The 8,834-nt window shown below is 34.7% G+C and carries 8 protein-coding genes; 4 read left to right on the forward strand and 4 right to left on the reverse strand.

All coding sequences use genetic code 11. The annotated features are described in order from the left end of the window. Positions 1-50: 50 nt before the first annotated feature. The 4 genes from BTO21_RS05020 to BTO21_RS05035 form a co-directional block, all read right to left on the reverse strand. Complete coding sequence (locus BTO21_RS05020) at positions 51-806, reverse strand: FNR family transcription factor (RefSeq protein WP_045030450.1); 756 nt, start codon at positions 804-806, stop codon at positions 51-53. Positions 807-880: 74 nt separating this feature from the next. Next, complete coding sequence (locus BTO21_RS05025; protein WP_373455475.1) at positions 881-1,540, reverse strand: sulfite exporter TauE/SafE family protein; 660 nt, start codon at positions 1,538-1,540, stop codon at positions 881-883. A gap of 10 nt (positions 1,541-1,550) precedes the next feature. Continuing rightward, entirely contained in the window at positions 1,551-1,763 is a 213-nt protein-coding gene (gene ccoS, locus BTO21_RS05030; protein ID WP_065193707.1) for a cbb3-type cytochrome oxidase assembly protein CcoS, read from the reverse strand. Next, positions 1,764-4,181 (reverse strand): heavy metal translocating P-type ATPase, encoded by a 2,418-nt coding sequence (locus BTO21_RS05035; RefSeq protein ID WP_105026712.1) that lies wholly within the window; start codon positions 4,179-4,181, stop codon positions 1,764-1,766. Between the two features lie 127 nt (positions 4,182-4,308). Here BTO21_RS05035 and BTO21_RS05040 point away from each other — a divergent pair, with 127 nt between their 5' ends. The 4 genes from BTO21_RS05040 to BTO21_RS05055 all read left to right on the forward strand — a co-directional run. After that, a complete protein-coding gene (locus BTO21_RS05040) occupies positions 4,309-4,752 on the forward strand; it encodes a hypothetical protein (RefSeq protein ID WP_045030454.1) in 444 nt (147 codons plus the stop codon). A gap of 277 nt (positions 4,753-5,029) precedes the next feature. Continuing rightward, complete coding sequence (locus BTO21_RS05045; RefSeq protein WP_045030456.1) at positions 5,030-6,193, forward strand: FIST signal transduction protein; 1,164 nt, start codon at positions 5,030-5,032, stop codon at positions 6,191-6,193. Positions 6,194-6,198: 5 nt separating this feature from the next. Further along, positions 6,199-8,292 carry a PAS domain-containing hybrid sensor histidine kinase/response regulator gene (locus BTO21_RS05050; protein ID WP_105026713.1) on the forward strand — a complete coding sequence of 698 codons (2,094 nt, stop codon included), beginning with the start codon at positions 6,199-6,201 and terminating at the stop codon, positions 8,290-8,292. Between the two features lie 355 nt (positions 8,293-8,647). Next, positions 8,648-8,834: helix-turn-helix domain-containing protein (locus tag BTO21_RS05055; protein ID WP_244906765.1), on the forward strand; the 187-nt coding region annotated here is incomplete at its 3' end.

Raw genomic sequence — 8,834 nt, forward strand, 5'->3', positions numbered from 1 at the left:
ACAGGCACTGAATAGTGCCTGATTCGGAATTGATCAGATAGGGTATACTACTACAAATTATTGCTCTTACTGACACCAGCAAGTTTTGCCAACTCATCGTGATCTAAGATTGTTATATATTTACCTTTTACACTTAGCATCTCAGACTTTTGAAAACGACCTAATAGACGACTTATCGTTTCAACGGTTAAGCCCAAATAATTACCAATATCACCACGTGTCATTGTTAAACGGAACTCACGAGGAGAAAATCCACGTTGAGAGAAACGTAATGATAGGTTGTAAAGAAATGCAGCTAAACGTTCTTCAGCATTTTTCTTAGACAACAATAAAATCATTTCTTGATCGCCTTTAATTTCGCTACTCATCAAACGCATGATTTGTTGGCGAAGTTTTGGCATCTTACCCGCTAAATCATCAAGAATCTCAAAAGGTATTTCACATACCATTGATGTTTCTAATGATTGCGCAAAGCTAGGGTGTTGCATTTCATTAATTGCATCAAACCCAACTAAATCACCCGCTAAATGGAATGCAGTGATCTGCTCATCACCTTGTTCGGTGATAGTATAACTTTTAATCGTACCAGAACGAATTGCATACAATGATTTAAGCTCATCACCTGCTTTAAAGAGTTCTTGACCTTTCTGGATTGGTTTTTTACGTTCTATTATTTGATCCAGTTGATCTAACTCTGATTCATTCAAAGTGAATGGGATACACAGTTGGCTAATGCTGCAATCTTGACAGTGAATAGCACAACCACCGGATTGAATGCGTTTTGTGGTAAATTTTTCTGAGATCATATGCCTATCTAACCAATTTGATGTAGGTCAATATTTTACCATATTATGAAGCAATATTACGAGTATTAAAAACCTTACAACATTTGTTTGATTGCAATATAACCAGTATGTAGTCCATAAATGATAATAAATAGACCATTAATACGTTTAAAATAACTGTTTTGGAGTAAGAATTTTAGTTTATCGGCAACCGTACCGACCGTTAACATGGCAGGTAATGTGCCCAATCCAAAAGCGAGCATGATGATCATTCCATCCATTGCACTTCCAGAAACAGCTGCCCATGTTAATGTTGAATAAACTAATCCACAGGGTAACCACCCCCAAAGAAAACCAAAAGGAATAGCTTTAAAAGGTGATGTTAATGGTAAAAAATGCTTGGTTATTGGCATAATATAGCGCCAAAGTTGGTGACCAACACGCTCAATATAAGTAAGACCAGACCACCATTTTCCGACATATAGCCCTAAGATGATCATCATAATAGAAGCTAAAATTCGCAATAAAATCAATATGCTAGTTGAATCGCTCACCGTAATAACTTGAACTACAGCTTGACTAACAATCAGCCCAGCTACCATATAAGCGCTTATTCGACCGATGTTATAGCATAATAAATAGACCCAATGATGTTGTGGTTTATCTGGCATTCCAATGGTAACAGCAGCAGCGATACCACCACACATACTAATACAATGGCCTGCACCGCTTAAACCAATGATCAATGCCGTCATAAAATTGAGTTCAATCATGTTCAGAAATTGATGTTTTACTACTTTTTTTTGATGTTGTTTTCAACGGTTTTTGAGGCTTTTCTATGTCATCATCAAACAAAATATCATAGCCTCTGCGCTCCAAATCATCAAACTGATTAGTCTTCACTGCCCATAAAAAAACAGTAATTGCGAGGCAGACAAAAAAAATCGCAATCGGTATTAATATGTAAATAATTGCCATTTATTTTAATAACCTTAAAGAATTTGATACAACAATAATTGAACTTGCCGACATACCTATAACCGCTATATAAGGAGCAACAAGACCCGTTATAGCTAATGGTAGAATAATTAGATTATAGCCTAATGCCCATGCTAAATTTTGATAAATAATGTGGCGAGTACGTAATGCTAATTTTCTAGCTGCAATGATCGAAAACAATTTATCACCTAATAACACTATATCTGCTGATGATTTAGCAATATCAGTCCCACTACTTAATGCAATAGAAAGGTGAGCACCTGCTAAAATAGGTGCATCATTAACACCATCACCAATCATCAATGAAATGTCAGTCGATGGCATCTTTTTTAAGTAATCTAATTTACTTACTGGCGTCATATTGGTTTGTAAATGATCAATATTTAATTTTTGTGCGACTCGTTGAGCATGAACAGAACCGTCACCTGTTAACATTGTGACTTTAATTCCTTGTTGCTTAAAGGTATTAATTAATCGTCTGCTGTCTTTACGAATTGGATCTTCAATTTTAAAAGCGGCAATTATGCGGTTATTACATGATAGCCATATTGAAAAATCGTCATGGTATTTATTACTTATAGGACAATTAACTGACGGCAGGTTGTTAGTCACGAATCCATATTTACCAATTCGCCATTGTTGTTGATTGATGGTGCCACTTAAACCGTGTCCAATTACGTTATTCACTTTATCAAAGAGTATTGTTGATGCTTGATAAGGTGAGAACGTTTTAGCTAACGGATGATTAGCATAACGCTCAAGTTCAGCCGCATACATTAAGACTTCAGATGTGGAATATTGATCAAATAGTTTAGTTTTAACCAGTTGAATATTACCTTCAGTTAACGTACCAGTTTTATCTAATAGGATATGATTTACTTTACACAATGTTTCTAATACATGACCCCGACGAACCAATAATCCTAGCCGTCCTAGCATTGCTGTTGAACAAGTTATTGCTGTCGGTGTTGCTAGTGATAATGCACAAGGACAAGTGGCAACTAATACTGAAACTGTTATCCATAATGCATCTTGCGGACGATAAACATTCCAATATAACCATGTTGAAAGAGCAATCAGTAAAATAGCACCAACAAAATAGCGCGCAACATTATCAGCTACTAACGCTATTTTCGGTTTTGAATATAAAGCATGATCTTGTAAACGAACAATCCTAGAAATTAATGCGTCTTTACGATTATGTGTAACTTTCACTGTAATATTGCCATCACCATTAATAGTTCCGGTAAAAACAGTATCATTTTCAGTACGCCTAACCGCAATAGATTCTCCGGTTAGCATTGACTCATTGATCGTTGTTGAGCCTTGAATAATGATGCCATCAGCTGGTAAATATTCACCAGGGGGAATTGTTACAATGTCACTTTTCTTGAGTGTTTTTGCCGCAATTTGCTCACCAGAAGCGAGAGTAGCCATTGCAGGGATAAGTTTTAACAGATTAGCACTCATAGTTGCGGCATGACGACGAGCTCGCATCTCTAAAAATCGACCAAGTAACAGGAAAAAGGTAAACATCGAAATTGATTCAAAAAAAACGTCGCCTTGTTCAGTCATTGTGGCATATAAACTGGCGATATAAGAAAAAAGTAAAGCAATAGAGACGGGAACATCCATACCTAACGTTAATGTTTTTATGTTTAACCAGGCATTACGATAAAAAGGCAGTGCTGAATATAATAAGACAGGGGTTGCTATGAACAGACTTACCCAACGTAAATAATCACGAATATTATTATTCTGTTCATTAAAAAAATTAAAATAGAGAGCAACTGAAAACATCATAACTTGCATTGTTGCAATACCAGCAACTCCTAACTTATAGAGATATTGGCGCATTGTTTGCTGATAATGTTGCTCCTGAACATCAATTTCAAAGGGGGCAGCTTTATAACCTAATTGATGAATAATAATTAATAAATGGCTTAATTTTACACGTTCAGCATCCCAAACTAATAAAGCTCGATGAGTTGTAATGTTAACTTCAATCGTGATAACACCCGTTTGCTTCTTTAATTGTTTCTCTATTAACCACGCACATGCGGCACAAGAAACACCATCAATAGAAAGGGATATTTCTTTATGCTGTTGCTCATTGTCACTCACAAAATCATCTTGAATTTCTTGATGATCATAAAGGCACAATGCTTTTATATTCGGTGGAACCAGTGCCGATTTATCTGCCGATTGAGTACGATATTGATAATAATCAGTTAGGTTATTATCAATGATAATCTTCGCTACTGCTTCACATCCTGCACAACATAAACTTCGCGATTCTCCCAAGATCTCAAGATGAAATTGACATCCTTTAGGTATTTTCTCGTCACAATGATAGCAACGTTGAGCAGTGGGTGATGTTATACTATTTGAATTCATTCCTAGCTATACCTATGTCTTAATATAGGAAAAGTGTTAGCTCCTTATAAGATTAGCACTTAGTATCAAACATGAAATTTTTAGTTAGTGAATAGTGCAATAACAGTAATAAAGGAATTAATATAAAATGGCGGCACAAAAATTAACCAAGGGACGATTAATTCAAATTATTATTTTAATGATTGTTTTAATTACGGCATTTGTTTGGAGAACAGTGACATATGAAGCACAACCAACAACAACAAATGACGTTAAAATATGTAGTTTAAATACTGGAAATTGTTTATTTAATATTGAGAATAAGCCTGTTACCGTTACGTTATTACCTGTGATGCCAAAATCAGGAATACCAATTATGTTGCATATTAATAATCTTCAAGTTGAACCTAGTGCAACGGTGAGTGGTGTTAGTATGAATATGGGAGTATTACCCATTATATTTAAACCACAAAAGAATAGTTGGATCGGTGAGTTCACAATACCTCAATGTATCCATGATAAAATGACATGGTCGATTGATATTAAAGTACATGACACTACTTATTCGTCAGAATTTACAGTAACTAAATAAGATACATGGCGCTATTTTTCACGTTGCAGATAGAATAAAGAGTAAATTTAACAGTAAATATTTACTCTTTATGAATCATCAATTATCATCCCGCAGTAGTCAATATGACACTTTGAAAAATCGAATATGATATAAAACGCCTTAAGTCAATTAACTGTACTATGATAGAAGATAACAGGTTAATTCCTAACAAAATAATAATAATAATTAAAATAATTTACTTACTGATCATATTAAAAAAATGATTATTATAAGGGAAAATTTAAAAGATATGGCTATGGATATTGCAACAAGCTTTTCTGTGTTAAATAATTCTCATGATGCGATTGTTGATGCAATTAATAAATTAGATGAGAAAATTGCACCGCCTTCATTGCTCTTGTTGTATTTTTCTGAAGATTATGATTATGACGTTTTACAATTAACATTAACTAAATACTATCCAAATACACCTTTTCTTGCATGTTCATCCTGTCAGGGGTTTATGACAGAAGATGGGTATATTAATGGGCAAGGTATCGCACTTTGGGCAATTAATGATATTGTTGGTGCTTATGGAACATCGATTGTTTCATCTAATGGATCCATTTTTAATATTGCACGCCAAGCAATACTTAAAGCGATTAGCAATAGCGGCCGTCTTGGTGAATCACCAACATTAATATTGCTTCATGCAACACCGGGTAATGAAGAAGAGGTTATTAGAGGTATTGAAGATGTTGTTGGAAAAAATATTACCATTATTGGTGGCAGTGCAGCTGATGATCATGTTAATAATAAATGGAAAATATTTAATCAAGAACAACAAACACAACAGGGTATAGGCATTGCGGTTTTTTATCCTAATTGTGAAATAAGTTTTTCTTTCCACTCTGGTTATGCTGCTACTTCATATTCAGCCATTGCAACAAAAGTTCAAGGCCGTGAAATAATTGAATTAGATCATCAACCTGCCGCTGATGTTTATCAAAAATGGATCCAACAACGTTTTGAGGCAAACAGCAGCATTATAAATGAAAGTAGTTTGCATCCTCTTGGACGTTTAGTCGGAGAGATTCATGATCTACCTTACTTTAAATTAGCTCACCCATTAATGGTAACTAAAACGAATGGTTTAAAAATGTTTGCCTCTATTATTGAAGGCGAACGTTTATATTTTATGACGGGTACTGATGAACGATTAATAACTCGAGCTGGACGAGTTGTTACTTCAACCAATGGAATTGAATTAAACCCAATTGGTGGTCTGACAATATATTGTGCTGGTTGTATGCTTAAAGTTCAAAAGCGAATGGAAGAAGTGGCTTTATTTGTAAAAATAGCAATGCATGATAAACCTTTTGTTTGCCCATTCACTTTTGGTGAACAAGGACAATTTGTGACAGGTGAGAATGCGCATGGTAATTTAATGATTTCAGCTGTTGTTTTTCATAGGGACTAATAATTATGATTGGTTTTGATTCGGAAAAACTGCAAGAAACATTATTGGACCTTCAGCGTAGTCAAGAAAGAGAATATCAACTACGGATAGAGAACGCCGCCATTCTTGAAGGCGTTTCAGCCATGGCTGGCGCAAATAATAAACGTCAGGTTTTCAATAGTTTATTAGCCGTTTTACATAAGTTTATTGCATTCGATAATGCGATCGTTTTAACTCGTGATGACGAAGCATCAGATTTACACGTATTGATGAGCACAGTTACAACGCTTGACTTTAGTCTTTGGAAAGTTGACAGCACATTTAATCGCTGTATAAACGGAGAATGTATTGCTTTATATTCCCCCAAAGATATCGAAGAGTTTAAGAATAAAAGTACAGAACTATTAAAGATCTGCAATTCAAGCTTAATTACCGGTGTAAAAATAAGCTCTGGGGATGCCATAATCATTCTTATGAGCACTGAAAAAGGGCATTTCACGTCTAGTTGCCGTCGTGTTTTAAATCGATTCAGACCATTACTTGAACGTGCGATCATTGATATAGATTATCGAGAACGATTGCAGTCGTTAGTCACAGCCAGAACGCAAGAACTAATACACAGCCAACAACGTTTTAAAGATTTTGCACGAACGGTTGGTGATTGGTTCTGGGAAATAGATACTGAATATAATTTCAGTTATATTTCAGCATCTCATATTGCTAACCATCTAATAGATAAAGATAATATCATGGAGTTCTTTGATGACCATGAGGATTTCAAACAAAAATTCCGTTTGCAGTTAGAACAAAATCAATCTTTTGAAGATCTCGAATGGCAATTAGTCATTGATGGCAAAGAACAATGGTTAAGTTTTAGTGGTACGCCTTATTATAATAAATACGGATTATTACTGGGTTATCGTGGTACGGTAAAAAATATCAGTGTTAGGAAAAAGCGCTTATTTGATTTACAACAGGCCCGTAAGCAAGCAGAATCAGCAAACAAAGCAAAATCACAATTCATAGCAATGATGAGCCATGAAATACGGACACCATTAAATGCCGTATTAGGTTTAATGGATTTATTATCGTCATCAGGATTGGAAAATGAGCAGCAACAATGGCTAGGGCAAATGGAGCAATCAGCACATTTACTCTTAACAATTATTAATGATATTCTTGATTTATCTCGTATTGAATCTGGTAGCTTCGAACTATTTAATAGCAATATAAACTTTTCAGACAGTATTACCTTGGTAAAAAGTCAACTTCAACCAGAAGCTGATAAGAAAAAAATACTGTTAGAGTGCAATATTGATGAATCAATTCCTACATATATCTTTTCTGATAAAAACCGCATCATTCAAATAATGTTTAACCTTATTGGTAACGCTATAAAATTCACTAATATGGGCTCAGTTAAAATAGTTGCAAGTAAAGTTGATAACAACATTGAAGTTTCCATTTTTGATACAGGAATTGGTATTGCTGACAATTCACAAAAAAAACTCTTTAATCCATTTCATCAAGCTGATGGTAGTATCACCCGTAAATATGGTGGTACAGGATTAGGTTTAACGATAAGTCAGTTATTAATTAATAAAATGCAGGGAAATATTACAATTAAAAGTGAATTAGGTATTGGTAGTTGTTTTACCGCAATTTTTCCTATTCATCCTGCTATTGTTCAAATTGAAAAACAAACTGAACAAAAAACAGCTAAACCAACAATATCACTTAATATATTACTTGCCGAAGATAGTCCGACAAATCAACTTGTAGCTAAGTTAATGTTAGAACGTCGAGGGCATAAAGTTACGATAAGTAATCATGGTGAGGAAGCAATATCAAAACTGTTACAGTGTCACAAATCATTTGATTTAGTACTAATGGACATATCAATGCCAGTTTTAGATGGACTAGAAGCGACTAAATACATCAGAAAGCTCAATATTGATACACCAATCGTCGCATTAACAGCAAATGCAATGCAAAGTGATCAATTTCTTTATAATCAAGCAGGTATGAATGGATTTTTGGCTAAGCCAATACGACCTGAAGAACTAGATTTGATGCTCATTAAATATCAGGATTTAAAACAAGAGCCAAAGCATCAATAAAGTAAATTTAAAACTGGCTGTATTTTTAACGCAGCCAGTTTTGATCGAACAATTAGCCATCAAGATCTGAGTCACGTATTAAGCACCAAATGTATGATAAATTTCAATTACGATTAAATACCGATAACCATAACGAGCCATATACTAAAGGGGGAGGTAATAAAGAGTAACTCAATACAATATGGGTTACACATATCTCCACTCTACATCCTATTTAACATAATATACATAATGCGCACTGAGGTTGTAAGTCCCATTTAGAAATGTCCGGTTTGAACCCGTTAGAAATGTCATGTTGAACTATCTTCAGATCATAGGTTTTGCTATGAACTGGAATCAATAAATGTTGCTCACTATGACTGAAAATGAATTAAGCCGAATCAAAGTTATTCAAGATGTTTGTGATAAACAAATTACTGGTGTTGAAGCAGCTCGTCGACTTAACTTGAGCTGTCGTCAAGTATCACGATTAGTAAAACGCTTTACTCAGTTTGGTGCTGGAGGATTACTTTCACTACAACGTGGCGTGCCAAGTAATCATC

Source organism: Photobacterium phosphoreum, from assembly GCF_002954725.1.
Classification (GTDB): domain Bacteria; phylum Pseudomonadota; class Gammaproteobacteria; order Enterobacterales; family Vibrionaceae; genus Photobacterium; species Photobacterium phosphoreum.